Below are 18700 nucleotides of genomic sequence, written 5' to 3' on the forward strand. Positions count from 1 at the left end.
ACTGACCCGCGATCTCAACCTAGGAGCGGTACGTGGCGACCATCCCGTACCGCGGAACCGAATCAGCCGGAGCCCGTTAGTACCGCAGTGCTAATCCCTGTCCTCCTCAAAGCCCGTCGGCCGGCGATGCCCTAATCGAAGAGAGATCGGCCGGTTGCCGTCGGGAAACGTGGCGAGGGCCGTGGCCGCGGTCTGGTCCGGAACGGCAGGCAACCCCTTGGAGGCACCGACATCGGTTCACCCCTCTGCGACCGCACGACACAGCAGCGGCTGCCGCTCCGCCGTCGCGCCCCAGGAGCGCGAGGCAAGTTTCAGGAGAACTGAGCATGGAAATCAGCGAGCTCACATCTGCGGCCGTGGAAGCCGTCCAGCACCGTGAATCCGCCGGTAAGGCCGTCGCCTCTGTAACGGTCGGGACGACCGGGGACGCTTCCGAACCCGCCCTTGACGGACTGGGCACGGATGAGCCTGAAGCGCTTCGGTGCGTGAAACGCGCCGCCATCACTACCCAGGCCGGAAACGACGGGCGGGGATGGACGCTGGCCCGCCTCGATCTCATGGCCGACCGCCACCGGTGCTCACCTCGGGCCACCAACGCCGGCGGCTCCCTGGATGAGATCCAGGACTGCACCTGCGTGGAGTTCTGTGACGAGGACCCGAAGACGGCTTGCTCCCTCTCCGGCCGTCGACACGTTCACCCGGCCGGCCAGGGCGCAGGCTTCGGACTGTGTCCCGTCCACCTGGACGCACCCGGTGACGTCCCGATCCGCAGCCGTCAACCCGCACGCGAGGGCCTATGATTCGGGGAATCGCGTATGGGTTTCCATGGCCTGACGCTCAGGATTCCTTGAACCCGCGCGCCTTGGCCTGTGGCGACCAGGTGCTGTCCTCCGAGGTCCTCGACCGCATCGATGTCATCGTCGCCGCTGGCCGTACGCTTGAGCTCGGCGATGCTCACGCCGCCAACCTGGCCCTCGATCCGGCCAACCGGCGGGGGCGGTGAACCACTCGCCCGGAGCAGGACGAGGCCGACCGGCCATGCGCGTTGGAAGCGTTCCCTTGGGGGCGAATTGTTGAGAGTGGGATTGGCCGCAGAAGGCGCTGTAGGAAGCCCACAACCCGGGTAGCCTCGCTTCTTGTCGTCGGCAGTGACGCCTCCGGTGGCCAGCCGGTGGCCGGACGCCTTTGGATGACGCATTACGCGATGGCATAGTCCAACCAGCCGCACGCGCTCTGATCAGGAAGAACGTCATTCAGCGGCACTGTTAGGCACCACGCAGCACGAACGCTCACGGTCTTGTAATGCGTAGGTCGTCGGTTCGAATCCGACAGGGGGCTCCGTCGAAGGCCAGGTCGGATAGCCTCCGACCTGGCCTTTCTCGCCCGGCCGGCCGGCTACCGGTAGAGGAAGCGGTCGACGCAGAGGAAGCGCAACGTGAAGACGAGGGCCATGGCCAACGCCGTGGCCGGTATGGGCGTGAGGCCGAAGCCGGACACGAACAACATCATGAGTGGGATGCGGGCTACGAGATCGGCGTTGGCGAGCGCGACGAAGCTCAGCAGCCTTGTGCGAGGTCCCATGTGCTTGTGTCCGCGGTAGAGCAGCCTCTCGATGAGTACGAAGTTCCAGAGCAGACCGACCTGGTTGGCGATGACCTCGGCGGCCGTGTAGTGAAGGCCGGTTCTGTGGGTCAGCGCCCATAGAACCGCGAGGTTGGGCAGGAACCCGGACAGCCCGATCGCTCCGAAGGCGAGCGCGCGGGTGGGCGTACCGCTGGAGCGCAGTCGCAGCAGGTGACGCAGGAACCGTACCCCCTCGCGGACGGTCGACTTGGACTCGCCCGCGTGGCGTACGCCGAAGTTGTACGCCACTTCGGCGACGGAGCGGGGGCGGCCGCGGACGATCAGCTCCAGAAGGATCTTGTATCCCAAGGGTCTTACGGCGCCGGTGCCTTGCGCCCGGCCGACCAGGTCGCGGCGAATGGCGAAGTAGCCGCTCATGGGATCGGTGACGTCCCGCAGTGCTCTGGGGAAGAGTGCCTTGGTCACCGACGTCGAAACCCCCGAGACCAGGACGCGGTATCGGGTGCCGAGGCCACTGTGATCCCCACCGCCGGCGTAGCGGCTGGCGACCACGAGTTCCGCCTCTGCCTCCTCGCCCTTGGCGATCAGCTCGGGCAGCAGTGCGGGCGGGTGCTGGAGGTCCGCGTCCATCACGACGATCCACCGGGAGCCGCTGAGGGCGATGCCTTCCATGACGGCGCCTCCCAGGCCGCCTGCCGGTTCGGCCCGGTGGTGCACGGAGACCTTGAGCGGCAGCCGCACGGCCTCCTTCTCGATGACCTCGGGGGTGTCGTCCGTCGAATCATCGACGAAGAGCACCGAGGTCTCCTGACCGGGTGGAACGGAAGCGGATATACGGCTCAACAGCTCGGGTATGTTCGCGGCTTCGTTGAATGTCGGTATCACGACGGTGACCCCACGGTCGGCGGCCGCGGCCACGGCATTTTCCGAACGGGTGGCAAGGGGTTTCGGTCGGGACTCCGAGGGGGATGCGCTTGCGGCCATATTTCCTCCCGAGAAGGGTGACTCTTACCGGACATCGAGCTTCCGGCGAAGCGGCCGCACTCGGCCCCATGTTTCGCTGACGAGTCAAGCTGGTGGCCCCGCGAGGGCGTTTTCCGAAGCATTTCCGTGAACGCGTGAAGTCCCGTATTCCCCCGCTGACGCCCGTTGGCCCCTGCTGGGCTCGGGGTGTTGAGCGCGCGACGGCCCGGCGGGGTGCCGAGCGCGCGTCCCGCTGTCCGCGCCGCGCGACCGGACGGCGGCCAGGCGGCGACCAGGCGGCGGCCAGTCTGGGGTCCGGGGCGTGTCCATGGCTGTGGGCCGGCTCACGGGGCGCCGCACCGACCCTTTCGGTGGTCCGCGGGTCCGTGGAGGTGCACCGGGCCCTGGGCGCGTGTCCTCCGACCTGCTGCCTGACCGCCCAGTTTCACCCGTCGGTCAAAGACATGGCTGTGCGCCGGCGATTTCGAAAGGATCGACAGGCCGAATTCATCAGACATGGATGTGAATCCTCCTGTGCCCTGGCGCATCCGATATCGATAATTCCGTCGACCGGCGGAACGGAAGGGATGGTTCGAGTGAAAAGACTTGTCATCGAACCCGACGAGGTCAGGCAGATCGAATGGCTGGTCGACGACGTGCTCGGGGAGTACGACCAGTGGGATCCGGGCCATTTCGTCACGCATGCCAAAGCGGTGGCGGAGTCGCTGCCCATCCGGGTCCGCCAGTTCTTCCGGCGGATCCAGACCGATGAGACCGACCTGGCGGTGCTGTCGGGGCTGCCCCTGAGTGACGGACTCGAACCGACCCCGACCGGCTGGGACATGGCACAGAAGAACAACGCCGGCCATCGGGAGGAGATCGTGCTCATGCTGTGCGGCGCCGCCCTCGGCGAGCCGTTCGCCTGGGGCAACCAGCAGAACGGTCGCCTCATGCACGATGTGTGCCCGGCGCCCGGCAAGGAGCGCTCGGAGACCAGCGGCAGCAGCACGGTCCCACTGTCGCTGCATACCGAGGATGCCTTCCACCAGTGCCGCTGTGACTATGTAGCGCTCTACTGCCTGCGCAACCCGGACCGGATCGGCACCACCGTCGTGCGTGCCGATCGGCTCGACCTGCCGGAGCGGCTGTCCGGGATTCTGTCGGAAAAGCGGTTCCATCACCGCCCCGACCAGTCACACGTCGGGCCGCACGGGCATTCCAGCGGGGCGGCGGAGGTGGACGCAATCCTGTTCGGCCCGCCCGAGGCGCGTTACCTGCGCGTCGACTTCGACGACACCTGCGCCGCGGACGAGGACGACCACGCCGCGACGGAGGCCATCGCCGAGCTGTACAAGTACGCATGTGCCGCGCGGGAGAAGGTGGTCCTGGAGCCTGGCGACGCGATCTTCCTCGACAACTACCGCGTCGTGCACGGCCGGGATCCGTTCCGGCCGAGGTACGACGGAACGGACCGGTGGCTGAAGCGGGTCAACCTGATCCGGGACCTCCGCCGGGTGTTCATGGCGACCGAGTCCCGGTCGCGCATCGTCGTGTGACCACTGCCGGCGGTTCGGGCGGGAGAAGGTGACCTCTCAGGCGTTTTCTGAGAGGTCAACCATATTGAATCGTAAGGAAAGTTGACGGCACCAGCCTTGCGGGGTCACGCCCGCCGGTGTTGTCTGTGGCCCGTGGATCCCTGCATCGACGCCGCGCTTTGCTGACCTCGAATCCGAGTGTCGGCCGGCGGGCGTCCCTGAACGCACGCCCGCGGGACGCGGCCCCGTTGAGCTGCCGGCAGGCTCTGGCTCTCGGTCCCCGTCGGTTGCTGATGTCCAGCTGGCCGTGGCGGGCGCTCGGCTATCTGTCCTCCGGCGCACTCGTCGTGTTCCTGATCATGGGCGCGGCGATGAACGGGATGCTGTTCACCGAGAAGCTGCCCGGCTACGCCCAACTGGTGGTGTGGGTCCTCCTGTCCGCCGTGCTCGGCATGCCGATCGGTGCGGCGGAACGCCTGCGCCTGCGGATAGTGGACGGCGATCCCATCGGCAATCCGCACATGGCCTTGGACGAGCCCGGCCTCAAGGCGTGGCTGCGGCTGCGCATCGGCGAGGCGGCGACGTGGCGTGAGTTCAGCTACACGATCGCCCTGACGGCCGTGCTGCCCCTGATCGACTTCGGCGGTGTCCTGCTGGTGGGGAGCGTGGTCATCCTCATCGCCGCCCCGTTCCTGGAGCCCCTTGTCGATCTCGGCCCACTGATCGTCTTCGGCTACTGGGAAGTCGCCACCTCGCTCGACCGGGTGCTGCTGGTGCTTCTCGGCCTCGCTCTGCTTCCGCCGGCGGCCTACATGGTCACCGCGCTGGCCGCGGTCCGGATGTCGTTCGTGCGCCTGCTGCTGGCGCCGCGGGAGTCCGAGAGCGCCGCCCGCGTCCAGGAGCTGACCCGGTCGCGCATCCGCCTTACGGACGCGTTCGAGGCCGAGCGCAAGCGGATCGAGCGCGACCTGCACGACGGCGCGCAGCAGCGGGTGGTCGGGCTGATCATGACGCTGGGCCTCCTCGAACACGGGCTCCAGGAGGAGCAGTCGGACCGCGCGCGGCTGGTGGGCAAGGCCCGTAAAGAGGCGGAAGGCGTCCTGGCCGAATTACGGGAGCTGATCCGCGGCATACACCCCCAGCTGCTGACGGACCGCGGTATCGCGGTGGCGGTGACAGAGGTTGCCGACCGGAGCCCGGTACCGGTACACGTGGACATCATCCTTCCGCAGCGCCTCGTGTCCGCCGTGGAAACGGTGGCGTACTTCGCGGTGCAGGAGGCGCTCACCAATGTGGTGAAGCACAGCCGCGCCCGCGTCGCGCAGGTGACCGGCCGCCGGGAGGGCAACCACCTGGTGCTGCGCGTCGGCGACGACGGCGTGGGCGGCGCCCTGCCGAAGGGCGGACACGGGCTGCAGGGCCTTGCCGATCGCGTCGCCGTGGTGGGCGGTGGGATCAAGCTGTTCAGCCCGCCCGGCGGGCCAACCGAACTAGTCGTGGAGCTTCCGTGGCGAACGCCCGATTCCGCATAGTGCTCGCCGAGGACGCCGCCCTGTTGCGAGAAGGACTCGTCGAACTGCTGGAGAGGTTCGATCACGAGGTCGTGGCCGCGGTCGGCGACAGCCGTGACCTGGCCGAGGCGGTGGAGACGCACCGGCCCGACATCGTGGTGACCGATGTGCGGATGCCGCCGGACTTCAACGACGACGGCTTGCGTGCGGCGATGGAACTGCGCGACCGCTACCGGGATCTCGCCGTCCTGGTGCTCACCCAGTACTCGGCGACGGCCTACGCGTACGAACTGCTGGAGTCCGGCGAGCACTCCGAGGGCGGCCTCGGCTACCTGCTCAAGGACCGTATCGGCGGGGTGGCCGAGTTCATGTCGGCGATCGAATGCGTCGCCACGGGCGGCACGGTCCTCGATCCGGAGGTCGTCCGGCAGTTGCTGCGGCACCGGCGGATGAGCGAGCCGCTGAGCCGGCTCACCTCGCGGGAGCGGGACGTGCTGGCCCTGATGGCCGAAGGGAAGACGAACGCCGACATCGCGGCGGCGTTGAACGTCAGCCAGCCCACGGTCGCCAAGAACATCGGCGGCATCTTCCTGAAACTCGGCCTGTCCGAGGGTGACGGCCACCGTCGCGTCCTGGCCGTCCTGACGTACCTGCGCTCCTGACTGCCCGGTTTCCCCGTAGGTCAAAGACATGGCTGCGCGTCGACGGTTCCGAGAGGCTCGACCGGAGACGTTCGTCAGCAATGGACAAGGGGGCCTACATGGCCAGCAGTGTGGTGATTGTCGGTGGCGGTACAGCGGGCTGGATGACGGCTTCCTATCTCAGAGCGGCATTCGGCGACCGGATATCGGTCACCCTGGTCGAATCGAAGAACGTGCCCGCGATCGGCGTGGGCGAGGCCACCTTCAGCACCATCCGGCACTTCTTCAACTACCTGGGCGTGGAAGAGCATGAATGGATGCCGGAGTGCCATGCCACCTACAAACTGGCCGTCCGGTTCGAGGACTGGCGGGAGCCGGGCCACACCTTCTACCACCCCTTCGAGCGCAACCGCGTCGTGGACGGCTTTCCGCTCACCGACTGGTGGGTGCAGAAGAAGCCGACCGAGCGGTTCGACACGGACTCCTTCCTCATCGCCTCGATGTGCGACGCGCAGAGCTCGCCGCGCTACCTGGACAACGCGCTCTTCGACAGCACCTTCGAGCGTGGCGAGGACTACCGCACCACACTGAGCGAGCAGAACACCCAGTTCCCCTACGCCTACCACTTCGATGCCACGCTGCTGTCGAAGTTCCTGACCCGCTTCGGCGTGGAGCGCGGGGTACGGCACGTCCTCGACGACGTGGTGGACGTCGTGCTGGACGACCGGGGCGCGATCGACCACGTCCGCACCCGCGAGCAGGGTGACATCCACGGTGACCTCTTCGTCGACTGCACGGGCTTCCGCGGCCTGCTGGTGAACAAGGCGCTCGACGAGCCGTTCATCTCGTTCCAGAAACACCTGCCCAACGACAGCGCGGTGGCGCTGCGCGTGCCGGTGGACATGGCCGAGCACGGCATCCGCCCGGCCACCACCGCGACCGCGAAGGACGCGGGCTGGGTCTGGACGATCCCGCTGTTCGAGCGGCTCGGCACCGGCTACGTGTACGCCAGTGAGTACGCCACCCCGGACGAGGCCGAGCGCACCCTGCGTGAGTTCGTCGGCCCGGCGGCGGAGAACGCCGCCGCCAACCACATCCGCATGCGCATCGGCCGCAGCGAGCGCGCCTGGGTGAAGAACTGCGTGGCGATCGGCCTGTCCAACGGGTTCGTCGAGCCGCTGGAGTCCACCGGCATCTTCATCATCCAGAACGGCATCGAGCAGCTGGTCAAGAACTTCCCTGTCGGCCACGAGACGACCGACGACCAGCTCCGCACGGCCTACAACCGGCAGGCCGCGCACGTGATGGACGGGCTGCGGGAGTTCATGGTGCTGCACTGGTACGCCTCGGGCCGCGCCGACAACCAGTACTGGAAGGACACCAAGACCCGGGAGATCCCCGACGGCCTGGCCGAACGCTTGGAGCAGTGGAAGGCCAAGCTGCCCGACCAGGACTCGATCTACCCGCACTACCACGGCTTCGAGTCGTACTCCTACCGCGCGATCATCCTCGGTCTGGGCGGGCTGCCGGTGCAGCCGCTGCCCGTACTGGGCAAGCTCGACGGCACCGCGGCGGACCGGGAGTTCCAGCTGGTGGCCGCCCAGGCGGCCGCACTGGTCGGGAAACTGCCCAGCCAGTACGAGTACTTCGCCCACCTGCACGGCCTTCCGGCGGCGCAGCGGAAGGCGGGCTCGGCGCGATGAACGCCGCCGAGTTCGTGGCCAGGACCGGCCCTGTGGTGCTCGCGCTGCCGGCCGTGCTCCTGGTCGCGTTCGTCGGCCGCGCGGTGGGCCGCCTGGTGCGGCAGCCCACCGTTGTCACGGAGATCGCCTTCGGACTCGCGATCGGTCCGATTCTGCTCTCCTTCGGAGGTGGGCAGAGGCTGTTGCCCGAGGAGACGATCGGCTCGCTGCGCAGCATCGGGCACGTCGGGCTGGTGCTGTTCCTGGTCGGGGTCGCGCACGAGCTCCGCCGCACGAGTGCACCGGCCGGCGGCCAACTGATCGGCTGGACCACCGCGGGCGCCTTGGTCGTCCCGCTCCTGGCGGGCTGCGCGTTCGCCTTGGCGGTGCTGGCCGATCCCGAGCTGCGCGGCACCGCTCCCACCGCGGCGCTGGTGCTTCTGCTCGCGGTCTCGTTGTCGGTGACCGCCGTGCCGGTGCTCGCGCGCATCCTCGAAGAGCGGGAGCTGTTCGACACCCCGGTCGGCAAACTCTCGATGACCGTGGCCGTGATCATCGATGTCGTCGCCTGGCTGCTGCTCGCGCTCGCGCTCGGACTGGCCGCGGGCGGGTCGGGGGGTCTGCCGCGGCTCGCCACGGTGGTCGCCGCCGGGCTGCTGGTCATGCTCTGCCTCGGGCGGCTGCTGCGTACGGGTGCCGTGACGGCGTTCCGGGCCCGCTTCAGCCGGGTCACGGCCGTCCTGATCGGGTCGGCCGGACTGGTGAGTTCCTGGGCGTTCCAGGAACAGGGGGTGACCGAGATCTTCGGCGCCCTGCTGGTCGGGCTCGCCATCCCCGCTGACGGGTGGCACGCAGTGGTGCACCGGGTGACGCGGGCCGGACGCCTGCTGGTGCCGGTCTTCTTCGTGGTCACCGGGATCACCGTGTTCGGCGGGCAGTTCGGCGCGACGCCGTGGTTCGCCATTGTGCTCGCCACCGCGCTGGGCATCGTCGGCAAGGTGGGCGGCGGGTATCTGGGGGCCAGGCTCGGCGGTGCGCCGGCGTCGGACGCGGTGCGTGTCGGGGTGCTGGTCAATACGCGGGGCCTGACCGAACTGGTGGTACTTCAGGCGGGTTACAGCGCGGGGGTCCTGACCGCGCCGGTGTTTCTCGCGCTGGTCGTGATGGCGCTGGTGACCACGGCGATGACCGGACCGTGCTACGGCCTGCTCGAACGACGTGCGGCGCGCCGCTGGAAAGTGGCGGCCCTGGTAGAGGAAGGCAGCAGGTGACCATGGCGGATTCCGGGCTGGAGGGTGGGGCCATGGGGCGTTCCACCACGATGACGGCGGTCGCTCCCACGCAGTTCCGTTCTCTGATGTCGACGTTCCCCAGCGGTGTGTCCATCGTGACCACGTCGGACCTCGACGGGCAGCCGTGGGGCATGACGTGCTCGTCGGTGTGCAGCGTCGCGGTGGAGCCGCCGACGTTGCTCGTGTGCCTCCGCGAGGGGAGTCCCACCCTGGCGGCGATGGTGCGTCGCTCCACCTTCGCGGTGAACCTGCTGCACGCCCGTGCCAGGTCGACGGCGGACCTGTTCGCCTCCGGAACCCCTCATCGGTTCGACCTGGTGCGCTGGTCGGTCGACTCGGAGGCGGCCGGTCCGCACCTGTCCGACGACGCCCACGCCATCGCCGACTGCCGGATCAGCCGGACGGTCCGCATCGGCGATCACACGGTGGTGTTCGGCGAGGTGTTCCGCGTGGAACACCCGGCCGCCGATGTGGCGGACAACCGGTCGCCGCTGTTGTACGGCCTGAGGGAGTACTCGTCCTGGTCCGTTCGCTGAATCGGTTCTGCGGGAGGGGCGGTCCGTGCGGGTCACTGAAGGTCTGTGACTCCGCGCGGACCGCCTTTTGCGTGTGCCCCGTGCCGTTGGGGAACACGCGACCGGTCGATCGGTACGGGGGACAACCCGACCACCGGAGATTCTTGTGGGCTGTGCCGTGCCTCAAGTGAAGCACCGTATCTCCGGCCGCGCTGTAGTCCTGGTTGTAAAAGGCCGGTATCGCTAGCTATACCGGGTGACACCGGGTAATGGAGAGAGCCTTCCTCCCCAGCCTCTGCCGGGGAGGAAGGCTCTCGAACGACCGCCGCTGTGACGCGGTTGGGCCGGGCGTGAGCGCGGCGGCCCGCTCAGCGCGGGGCCGTCACCGCCGCGAGGCTCCTGGGCCGCATGTCGGTCCAGTGTGTCTCGACGTAGTCGAGCGCCGACTGCCGGTCGGTCTCGGGCAGGACGACCGTCCAGCCCGCGGGCACCTCGGCGAAGGACGGCCAAAGGGAGTGCTGGTCCTCGTCGTTGACGAGCACGAGGTAGGTGCCGTCCGGGTTCTCGAACGGGTTGGTGCTCATGGCGTGCTTCCCCTCCGTAGGTTGTGGTCGGGCCCGCCTTCACCTCTGCGTGCGTGATGGCGAGGCGCGGGCGGGGTGTGAAAGCGGGCCCTGGAGCCCGTTGCGGAACGGCGGATCGACCTGAGTTCTCAGGCTTTCGCCGGGCTCACGACACCCGGGACGCATGCCGCTGCCGCAGCAGCGCCACACCGAGCGGTGTCAGGGAGTGGAGCGCCGTGTTGCGCTTGCGGGCCGTGGTGACCAGTCCCGCCTTACGCAGCACCGTGGCGTGTTTGCTGGCGCCGGCCAGCGAGATGTTCAGCCGTTGTGAGAGCTCACCCGTCGTGCAACTCTCCGAGAGCATTTGGAGCGCCGCGGCGCGCGTGTGCCCGACCAGGGCCCCCAACGCCTGCTCGCCGCCCCTGTTGTGACCCCAGAACTCGGTCTCGACCACGCTGTCCACCGGCACGGAGAAGACCAGGACAGGTACCCCGATCTCCAGGACGTCTTCCAGAATCATGCAGGCCTTGTCGGCCATGAACAGCGACGGGCACAGCACGATCCCACGCCCGTTGAGGTACACATCGCGGTCCGGTTCCCCCGCCATCTCCAGGACCGGGGGTTTCCAGTTCAGCTTCGGATGGAGGTTGTCCAGCAGGGCGTGCATACCGTTGGCGATGCCGATCCGGCCGCAGGCGTCCCGCACCGATTCCATGTGACCGTGCATTTCCCGCCAGTGCGGCAACACGGCGACCTGGCAGAACTCGAACAATGCCGCTCGCACCTGCTGACGGGCCCGTTCGCCGACCCCCGTGGTGGAATTTCCGCCCGAGTGCAGCTTGAGCAGCGGCAGCAACTCTTCGAGGCTGCATCGCTCGGCGATCCGGTCGATCGCGGCGATGCGGGTGCCGAGCTGTTCCCGGACTCCTTTGCGCCAGCTGCGGAAGGCGGGACTGCCTTGCCGGCCCAGCTGCTTCAGCGCAAATGCACTTTCGACGACAGGTCCTAACGAGGAGATCATGCTTAATTGCGCGACATCGTCAACCGTGAAGTGAATTCTCAAGTCCCCATGCCCCCGCACGTGTCAATGCTCGTGAATGGCACCTCGGCACGCCGCCGCGATCCGTCGGGCTACGGCACGTGCCCGACTGCCGAATTACATGGGGATCGCCTGCGTTTATCACACATCGTGATCATGTCTCAAGCTGGTCCGAGTAGACCCTCACCGAGCTGTCAGTTGACCTTCACTGATCAGCAAGACTAAGGCGGGCAAACCAGTTCGAACTGAGTGACAAATGTCACGATCCCCTGTGTTGAAAAGTGATCGCCGAGAAGTGTAAGATTAGACATTTTCTGTAAATTCATACAGTACTCGGTTTGCGTCGGCCGGCCGGTGGCCCGGGGTGGGCCCTCACAGTCTTGCTTGTTTTCCTCAGGAGTAAAACTCCTTCCGCGGAGCGGATGTTTCATGCAGGGGAACTCGCGTCGATGCCGTCCGCGAGGGCTCCGCGTCGGCCCTTGAACCACAAAGCAACTTCCTTGAGGGGCTCACGGCCCACACGTAGCTTTCACTCGCGGAAGTCAAGGAGGTCGTACCTCCCCGTCGCGGTCGCGTGCTTCCGCCGTCTTCGCGTCGCTCTCTCTTGCGACTCGGACAGGGGTGCGGACCGGCTTGAGTCGCGACTGCGTGATCGCCGCCCGGAAACGATGTGGAGAGTGAGTCATGCTGCCCAGTGCGTTGGAAAAAGCGGTATATGGCGTATATGCGACAACCGCGGTTCATTTGGCGGACAAGCACGGTGTCTTCGGTTTCCTCGCCCGATGCGAGGCTCCCACCGGCAAGATCGCCAGTGAGCTCGGGCTCGACGAGGAGACCCTCGACCGGCTCCTGGTCCTCCTCGACTCCTTCGGTGTCATCGAGCAGAGCGAGCAGGGTGCGTACCGCCTCTCCGCGGAGATGGTGCCCTTCCTCGACCCCAAGAGTTCACGCTCGGTCGGCGGCTTCCTCAGCCACGTGATGAACAGCACGCTCGGTCGGCTGCCGCAGCTGGACGGCTACCTGAAAGCCGGGAAGTCGGCCGTGGACGCCGCCCTGCCCGACCCGTTCGACGTCATGTACGGGACTCCGAAGCTCACCGAGGAGTTCCTGGCGGCCATGTGGCAGCTCACCTATGACGTCTCCCGCGAACTGGTGCCCATGGCCGGGCTGACCGGGGTCCGGCACATGGTGGACATCGGCGGTGCGAGCGGACCGTTCTGCGTGGCCGCGCTGGAGGCGACCCCCGGCCTGCGTGCCACGGTGTTCGAGCTGCCCGAGGTCGGTCCTTACGTGGCTGACACCGTCGAGCGGTACGGCCTGAGGGGCAGGCTGGACTTCGTCGCCGGCGACTTCCACCGGGACGAGTTCCCGCCGACCGAATGTGTCGCCTTCGGCTACATCCTCTCCGGCTGGACCGACGAGATCGGCCTGGAGCTGTTGCGCAAGGCGTATCGCGCATGCGCCGACGGCGGCCGAGTCCTGATCATGGACCGCCTGTTCGACAACGACCGCCGCGGGCCGCTGCCCACCGCGGTGATGAATCTGTCGATGCACGTCGAGGCGAAGGGCCGGCACAGGACCGCGGCGGAGTACATCGGTCTGTTGGAGAGCGCCGGGTTCGTCGACTGCGAGGTGCATCGGACCTCGCAGGACAAGCAGTTGGTCATCGGTCTCAAGAGATGAAACGTCCTGCCACGGGCCGGTGACGCCCCGTGGCCCTGAACGCAGCCCTGGAGGACAGATGAAAACCGCACTGGCGTCCTTGCGACTACCCGGACGGTGCGAAGAGGTCACACAGCTTCAGCAGAGGGCGGGCCGGCAGGCGCTGACCGCGGATGAGCGCGACCTTCTGGCCAGGCTCTACGAAGAGACGTACGCGGACCACAGAGCCGGGAGCGAGGTGATGCGGCTGCTGACCCGGCCGTTCAGCCGGGAGCCCATACCCGAGTACTACCGCTACTCCAACCTGCACGTCTACTCGTGGTTCCTCGACCTGCATCCGACCGAGCCCGTGGCCGGCGCCGTGCTGGCCCTGGAGGCGACGTTGGCCGACCTGGACACGGTCGAGCGGCGTGCGGCTCCCGGGCTGACGGCGGCCGACCACACCGAGGAGCGGTTACGCAGGCTGGCGGTGCTGCGTGAACAGATCGGGCAGCTGCGTGTGGAGACCGGCGGCGACACGACGGCAGCCGAGGTGATCGACCGGGCGCGTGACAACGGGCTGGCGCGCCGGCAGGCGCTCGTGCTGACGCGCTGCTCCGGTTTCCTCACCTCGGGCGACCATCACGAGAACGTCTTCCTGCGCTCGGTGCAGGCGTGCGAGCTGGCCTTCTACTTGATCCGCTACTTCACCGTGAGGACGCGGACGTCGATCGTCCGCGGCGACGGCCAGGCGCGTGCGCTGATGGCCCAGCTGGTCCGCTACGTGGAATTGCCCAATCACATATTCCACATGCTGCAGACGCTCACTCCCGACCTGTTCCTCACGTTCCGTGACGCCACCGGTGAGGCCAGCGCCGTCCAGTCGCTGAACTACCACATGATGGAACTGGCGATGTACGGCTATGACGCGCGCAAGATCGAGGCGTACTCGAAGTTCGATCACCTGCACGAACTGACCATGCCCCCGCTGCGCTCGGTGCGTCCGTTGCGCGACACGGTGCTCGGGTCGGGGGATTCGGAGCTGGCCGAGGCCCTCGCCGAGGTGGAACGCACGCTGCTGACCTGGCGCGGCAGACACTACGGATTCGGTCGTCGCTACCTGCCCGGGGTCAAGGGATCCGGCGGAACCGAAGGCGCCGGTTACCTGAAGCGGTTCGTCCACAAGGACAACCTGACCCCTGAGCCCATCACCACCGCCCCCGGGCTCGATCTGCTGGGGTTCGCGTTCCGCTGATGGATCCGTCCGCTTCGCTCCTTACGGTTGGTTTGTGATCCGGTGTGTGATCACGTGTGAAGGATGGCTGGAAGTCGCCCTGGGGCGAGCTGTGAGCGGCGCGATTGCAGGTGGTGATTTCCTCGGACCTGTTTCGGCCGAGAATGTCCTGCGGTGTGGGGTGGAGGGGTAAGGGCCGCGGCCTCGCGGTCGGCGGGAAGAGGGAAGAGTGATGGGCGGGGCCTGCGCGATCTGCTGGGGGTGAGCAATGATTTCCCTCCTCTGGGGTTTCGGGTCTGCTCGCGCTCCGAGAGCGTGTCGGAAAACGCTGGATCCCGGTTTGAGTCACAGAGACTCAAGACATCTCGCTCGATAGCGGGAGAAGAACTATTCGAATCCCGGATCTCTTTCCTCGGTGGCGCTGCGAACCGTCTGTGGGAAATGCGCTGCAGCAGTTTCTTTCCGGAAGGCGGGGGAATGCCCGGGGGATCGCGATCCGGCCGTGAAAGAGGGCGCTGAGCTGTGCTTCGTGGGTAAGGATTCATCGCGTGGCGATCGCGGACGCGGATCGCCCCGGGATGTGCGGGCCGCCCTCCGGCTGTGTGCGGCACAGGAGGGCGAAAACCGCCGGCATGCCGCCGGCGGCGTCGATGAAGGGCCTCGCCGGTGTGGGTGCGGGTGCCGGTGCGGCCTGGCTCCGGAGTGTTCGTCGAACTCTCCATGAGGGTGTGCCGGGCGCCGGCGGGCAGGCGATCTCTCCCTCGTGGGCAACGTTGCCGTGTGCGTTTCGAAGCGGCCTCGTGATTCCGTGTCGCCGGAAGGGGAAAAGTCCGGCCGGTCCTCCCGTCGCTCACATTTCGAAACCGAACCGGGGCGAGCTGTTCCGGGTTGTCTCCCGGATCCTCGTGTCCCTGAATTGCCAATGGCCTGTTCGGAGCGTTTCGACTCCCTCTTGATAGGGGAGGGTGACGAGATGACAGCACGGCCTCGGTAGGCTCTCCGCATGTTTCAGACTACTCCGAGCACCACGCCAATTGACTGGTCGATCCGCTTAGATTCGGTGTCCAAAGTGTATGGTTCGACAAAGAGCCAAGTGCAGGCCCTGGATGCCGTGAGCGTTGAACTGCGGCGCGGCACCTTCACCGCCGTAATGGGACCTTCCGGTTCCGGTAAGAGTACATTTCTCAACTGCGCGGCCGGCTTGGACCGGCCGACCTCGGGTTCGGTCTGGCTGGGCGACGTCGAGCTGTCGAACCTCGACGAGATCCAGCTCACCGAGGTGCGACGGGAGCGGATCGGCTTCATCTTCCAGGCCTACAACCTGCTGGGCTCGCTGACCGTGGAGGAGAACGTCTCACTGCCGCTGAGACTCGCCGACCGGAAGACCGACCGCGCGTTCCTGCGCGAAATACTGACCGCGGTCGGCCTCGGCGAGCACCTCAAGCGGCGGCCGAGCGAGCTCTCCGGCGGGCAGCAGCAGCGCGTCGCGGTCGCCCGCGCACTGATCACCCGGCCCGACGCGGTGGTCGCGGACGAGCCGACCGGAGCACTGGACTCCCGGTCCAGCAAGCAGGTTCTGGAGCTGCTGCGACACGTCGTGGACACCATGGGGCAGACCGTGCTGATGGTCACCCACGATCCGGTCGCCGCCTCGTACGCCGACTCGGTCGTGTTCCTGGCCGACGGCAGGCTCGCGGGCGAGTTGCACCGACCCACCTCGGAGCAGGTCGCGTCGCGCATGACGCACCTGGGCGACTGGTGATCCGCCGCATTGGACGACTGGTCCGCCTCGTAGTGCCGCGTCGCAAGGACCTGTCGCTGGCATGGAGCACGATCAAGGGGCGCAAAGGGGGGTTCATCGGCTCCTTCGTCGCGATCGCCGCGGGCTCGGCGGTGATCACCGCCTGCGGGATTCTGCTGATGTCCGGGCTCAACACCGGTGTGACGCCCGAGCGGTACTCGGGCGCGGCGGTGGTCATCGGCGGTGAGCAGTCGTACTGGTTGGACGAGAGCTCCGAGGTCCGCTACAGCGAGCGCGTCACGCTGCCCGCCGACAAGGTCGACGCCGTCGCCGCCGTGCCGGGTGTCAAGTCCGCCGTAGGCGACATCGACGTCGCCGTCAGTGTGTTGGCCGCGGACGGCGAAGAGGTGGGCGGTCCGGACGGTTTCCCGGTGTTCGGGCACGGCTGGTCCGGCACTTCGCTCGGTCCGTTCCCGGTACGCGAGGGCCGTGCGCCCGCCGCGTCCGACGAGGTCGTACTCGACGGGGACCTGGCCGGGCGCGCGGACCTGTCGGTCGGCTCGAAGGTACGGATCGTCGCCGGCTCGATCCCGTCGGCCTACCGCGTGGTGGGCATCGTGGGGCCGCCGAAGGGCGGGTTGGACCGTCAGTCCGCGGTGTTCTTCACCGACGACCGGGCGGCCGGACTGTCGGGCCGTCCGGGCCGGGTGGACGCCATAGGTGTGCGCGCCGAACCCGGCGTCTCTCCGGAGGCGCTGGCCAAGCGGATCACGGCCGCCGTGCCGCATGTGGTGGCACGCACCGGCGCGGAACGCGGCGATGTGGAGTTCCTGGACGTGGGCGATGCCCGCAGCCTGGTGGTCGAGTCGTCGGCGTCGTTCGGCGGCACCATGGTGCTGATCGTGGTGTTCGTGGTGGCGAGCACCCTCGCGCTGTCGGTGCGGCAGCGCAGGCGCGAACTGGCTCTGCTGCGCGCCATCGGCGCGACGCCCAGGCAGATCCACTCGATGATCGGCGCCGAGATGACCCTCGTGTCGTTGGCGGGTGCCCTGGTCGGCGCGATCCCCGGCATCGTGCTCGCCTTTGTGATGCGCGGCGTGTTCATCCTCGCCGACGCGATGCCCTCGGACTTCCGGATGGAAGTGGGATGGCTTCCCTTCCTCGCCACGCTGGTGCTCTGCGTGGTCAGCGCCCGGCTCGGCGGCTGGCTGGTCGCGCGCGGGGTGGCCAGGCCCAGCCCGGTCGAGGCGCTCGGGGACGCCGCCATCGAGCCCAAGAAGCTCAGCTGGATCCGGCTGACCATCGGTTTCCTGCTCATCCCGCTCGGCCTGCTGTTGACCTTGAGCAATGTCGCGGTCTCAGGTGACTCGGTGGCCGACACCGCGGCCGCCGCGGTCCTGTTGTTCGTCGTGGCGGTCGGGTGTGTCGGACCCCTGCTGCTCAGAGGCGCCATCACGCTGTTCGGCTCAAGCCTGAACTGGCGGTCCAAGGCCCACGGTTTCCTCGCCCATGCCAACGTGCGGGCCAATGTCCGGCGGCTCAGCGCAGCCACCACACCGCTGGCCATGGGCGTGACGTTGGCCGCCGTGCAGGTGTTCGGCGCCTCCACGACGGTCGCGGCCTCGCAGGAACAGTTCGAGGAGGGTATGCGGGCCGACCACGTGCTGACCGCGTCGTCGGGCGCCGGGGTGTCCCCGCGGGTCGTGGACGCCGTACGCGACGTGCCCGGGGTCGACGTGGTGACACCGGTGGCGCGGATGCGGGTGCTGCTGACCTTTCCGTCCGAGGACAGCACCGCGACCAAGGTCTTCGCCGCCCAGGGCGTCACGCCCGAACGGCTCTCCCGGACCATGGAACTTGACGTGATCGAGGGCGACATCGCGAAGCTGAAGGACGGGACGGTGGCGCTGAGCCGGGTCGTCGCGGAGACCGTCCGGGCGCACCGCGACGAAACGGTCGACCTGCGACTCGGCGACGGCACGGTGATCAAGCCACGGGTGGTGGCGATCTACGAGAGGGGCTTGGGCTTCGGGGACGTCACCCTCCCCAACGACCTCGTCACCGAGCACACCACATCGCAGGTCAACGCCGCAGTGCTGATCAAGTCCAAGGACGGGACCGATGCGAAGACGCTCCGGGGCGCGCTGCGTGACGCCGTCGAGCCCTACCCCACGGTCGAGGTGGGCGACCGGGAGGCGTTCCAGAACGCGCCCGGGTCCGGCAGCTCGGGCGACTGGGCGCTCAACCTCCTGTTCCAGACCCTGCTCCTCGGCTACATCGCCATCGCCGTGGTGAACACCTTGGTGATGGCGACGGCGGCGCGGGTTCGCGAGTTCGCCATGCTGCGACTCGTCGGCGCCAGCCGGGATCAGGTCCGCGCGATGATGAACGGTGAGGCGAGGGTCGTGGTCTTCTCGGCGCTGCTGTTCGGTCTGCTGGCGACGATCCCGCCGCTCGTCGGCATGAGCGTCTCGCTGACGAAGTCGCCCGTTCCCAGCGTTTCCCCGCTCGGCCTCATCGCGATCGTGGCGCTCACCGTCGCGCTCTCCTGGGGCTCGATCACGATGGCCACCAAGTACGCCCTGCGGCCCGCTCCGGTCGACGCGATCGGCGGCCGCGAGTGAGCCGCCCGGCGGGACGCTGACACCGAGGAGCGTGCGATGGCGCCGCCGGGCCTCCGGCGGCGCCATCGGCTTGCCCGAACCGGCCCGTGACCGGGCGCCAGGGCTGGTCCCGGCATGATCGGCGCTCCTCGGCGC

The 18700-nt window shown here is 67.8% G+C and carries 15 protein-coding genes; 12 read left to right on the top strand and 3 right to left on the bottom strand.

Annotated features, from left to right (window positions below; translation table 11 throughout):
- The first annotated feature begins 326 nt into the window (after positions 1-326).
- Complete coding sequence (locus AB0P17_RS23125; RefSeq protein WP_365813766.1) at positions 327-800, top strand: hypothetical protein; 474 nt, start codon at positions 327-329, stop codon at positions 798-800.
- 47 nt (positions 801-847) lie between these two features.
- Positions 848-1003: a hypothetical protein gene (locus AB0P17_RS23130; protein WP_365813767.1), complete on the top strand. Its 156-nt coding sequence runs from the start codon at positions 848-850 to the stop codon at positions 1001-1003.
- Positions 1004-1395: 392 nt separating this feature from the next.
- Here AB0P17_RS23130 and AB0P17_RS23135 read toward each other — a convergent pair whose 3' ends face one another.
- Entirely contained in the window at positions 1396-2568 is a 1173-nt protein-coding gene (locus tag AB0P17_RS23135) for a glycosyltransferase (RefSeq protein ID WP_365813768.1), read from the bottom strand.
- Positions 2569-3143: 575 nt separating this feature from the next.
- Between AB0P17_RS23135 and AB0P17_RS23140 the strand changes: the two genes are divergently transcribed.
- From AB0P17_RS23140 to AB0P17_RS23165, 6 genes are all read left to right on the top strand, one after another.
- On the top strand, positions 3144-4103 hold the full coding sequence (locus AB0P17_RS23140) for a TauD/TfdA family dioxygenase (protein ID WP_365813769.1): 960 nt from the start codon (positions 3144-3146) through the stop codon (positions 4101-4103).
- 272 nt (positions 4104-4375) lie between these two features.
- Complete coding sequence (locus AB0P17_RS23145) at positions 4376-5614, top strand: histidine kinase (RefSeq protein WP_365813770.1); 1239 nt, start codon at positions 4376-4378, stop codon at positions 5612-5614.
- Positions 5590-6255, top strand: coding sequence for a response regulator transcription factor (locus tag AB0P17_RS23150; protein WP_365813771.1), 666 nt, complete (start codon positions 5590-5592; stop codon positions 6253-6255). Before AB0P17_RS23145 ends, AB0P17_RS23150 begins: the two co-directional genes overlap by 25 nt.
- 98 nt (positions 6256-6353) lie before the next feature.
- Positions 6354-7937, top strand: a complete 1584-nt coding sequence (locus tag AB0P17_RS23155; protein WP_365813772.1) for a tryptophan halogenase family protein — start codon at positions 6354-6356, stop codon at positions 7935-7937.
- A complete protein-coding gene (locus AB0P17_RS23160) occupies positions 7934-9187 on the top strand; it encodes a cation:proton antiporter (RefSeq protein WP_365813773.1) in 1254 nt (417 codons plus the stop codon). Before AB0P17_RS23155 ends, AB0P17_RS23160 begins: the two co-directional genes overlap by 4 nt.
- Before the next feature lie 2 nt (positions 9188-9189).
- Positions 9190-9744, top strand: a complete 555-nt coding sequence (locus AB0P17_RS23165) for a flavin reductase family protein (protein ID WP_365813792.1) — start codon at positions 9190-9192, stop codon at positions 9742-9744.
- Positions 9745-10091: 347 nt separating this feature from the next.
- On the opposite strand, the gene AB0P17_RS23170 is transcribed toward AB0P17_RS23165, so the two are convergent.
- Both AB0P17_RS23170 and AB0P17_RS23175 read right to left on the bottom strand, forming a co-directional pair.
- Positions 10092-10307 carry an MbtH family protein gene (locus AB0P17_RS23170; RefSeq protein WP_365813774.1) on the bottom strand — a complete coding sequence of 72 codons (216 nt, stop codon included), beginning with the start codon at positions 10305-10307 and terminating at the stop codon, positions 10092-10094.
- 145 nt (positions 10308-10452) lie between these two features.
- Entirely contained in the window at positions 10453-11349 is an 897-nt protein-coding gene (locus tag AB0P17_RS23175; RefSeq protein ID WP_365813775.1) for a winged helix-turn-helix domain-containing protein, read from the bottom strand.
- A gap of 720 nt (positions 11350-12069) precedes the next feature.
- Here AB0P17_RS23175 and AB0P17_RS23180 point away from each other — a divergent pair.
- The 4 genes from AB0P17_RS23180 to AB0P17_RS23195 all read left to right on the top strand — a co-directional run bounded on the left by AB0P17_RS23180 (position 12070) and on the right by AB0P17_RS23195 (position 18565).
- Positions 12070-13008, top strand: coding sequence for a methyltransferase (locus AB0P17_RS23180; RefSeq protein WP_365813776.1), 939 nt, complete (start codon positions 12070-12072; stop codon positions 13006-13008).
- A 58-nt stretch (positions 13009-13066) separates the two neighbouring features.
- Positions 13067-14221 carry a tryptophan 2,3-dioxygenase family protein gene (locus AB0P17_RS23185; protein ID WP_365813777.1) on the top strand — a complete coding sequence of 385 codons (1155 nt, stop codon included), beginning with the start codon at positions 13067-13069 and terminating at the stop codon, positions 14219-14221.
- A gap of 982 nt (positions 14222-15203) precedes the next feature.
- On the top strand, positions 15204-15962 hold the full coding sequence (locus AB0P17_RS23190; RefSeq protein WP_365813778.1) for an ABC transporter ATP-binding protein: 759 nt from the start codon (positions 15204-15206) through the stop codon (positions 15960-15962).
- A gap of 32 nt (positions 15963-15994) precedes the next feature.
- The gene (locus AB0P17_RS23195; RefSeq protein WP_365813779.1) at positions 15995-18565 is read left to right on the top strand and encodes an ABC transporter permease; all 2571 of its coding nucleotides are present in this window, start codon (positions 15995-15997) and stop codon (positions 18563-18565) included.
- The last annotated feature ends 135 nt before the right edge of the window (positions 18566-18700 follow it).

The organism is Streptomyces sp. NPDC088124, from assembly GCF_040685895.1.
In the GTDB taxonomy this organism is placed as follows: domain Bacteria; phylum Actinomycetota; class Actinomycetes; order Streptomycetales; family Streptomycetaceae; genus Streptomyces.

Bases quoted from the DNA above. Each gene is read 5' to 3' on its own strand.
- AB0P17_RS23125 (WP_365813766.1), top strand. From the start codon at position 327: ATGGAAATCAGCGAGCTCACATCTGCGGCCGTGGAAGCCGTCCAGCAC.
- AB0P17_RS23185 (WP_365813777.1), top strand. From the start codon at position 13,067: ATGAAAACCGCACTGGCGTCCTTGCGACTACCCGGACGGTGCGAAGAG.
- AB0P17_RS23170 (WP_365813774.1), bottom strand. From the start codon at position 10,307: ATGAGCACCAACCCGTTCGAGAACCCGGACGGCACCTACCTCGTGCTC.
- AB0P17_RS23165 (WP_365813792.1), top strand. From the start codon at position 9,190: ATGGCGGATTCCGGGCTGGAGGGTGGGGCCATGGGGCGTTCCACCACG.
- AB0P17_RS23135 (WP_365813768.1), bottom strand. From the start codon at position 2,568: ATGGCCGCAAGCGCATCCCCCTCGGAGTCCCGACCGAAACCCCTTGCC.
- AB0P17_RS23145 (WP_365813770.1), top strand. From the start codon at position 4,376: ATGTCCAGCTGGCCGTGGCGGGCGCTCGGCTATCTGTCCTCCGGCGCA.
- AB0P17_RS23160 (WP_365813773.1), top strand. From the start codon at position 7,934: ATGAACGCCGCCGAGTTCGTGGCCAGGACCGGCCCTGTGGTGCTCGCG.
- AB0P17_RS23155 (WP_365813772.1), top strand. From the start codon at position 6,354: ATGGCCAGCAGTGTGGTGATTGTCGGTGGCGGTACAGCGGGCTGGATG.
- AB0P17_RS23190 (WP_365813778.1), top strand. From the start codon at position 15,204: ATGTTTCAGACTACTCCGAGCACCACGCCAATTGACTGGTCGATCCGC.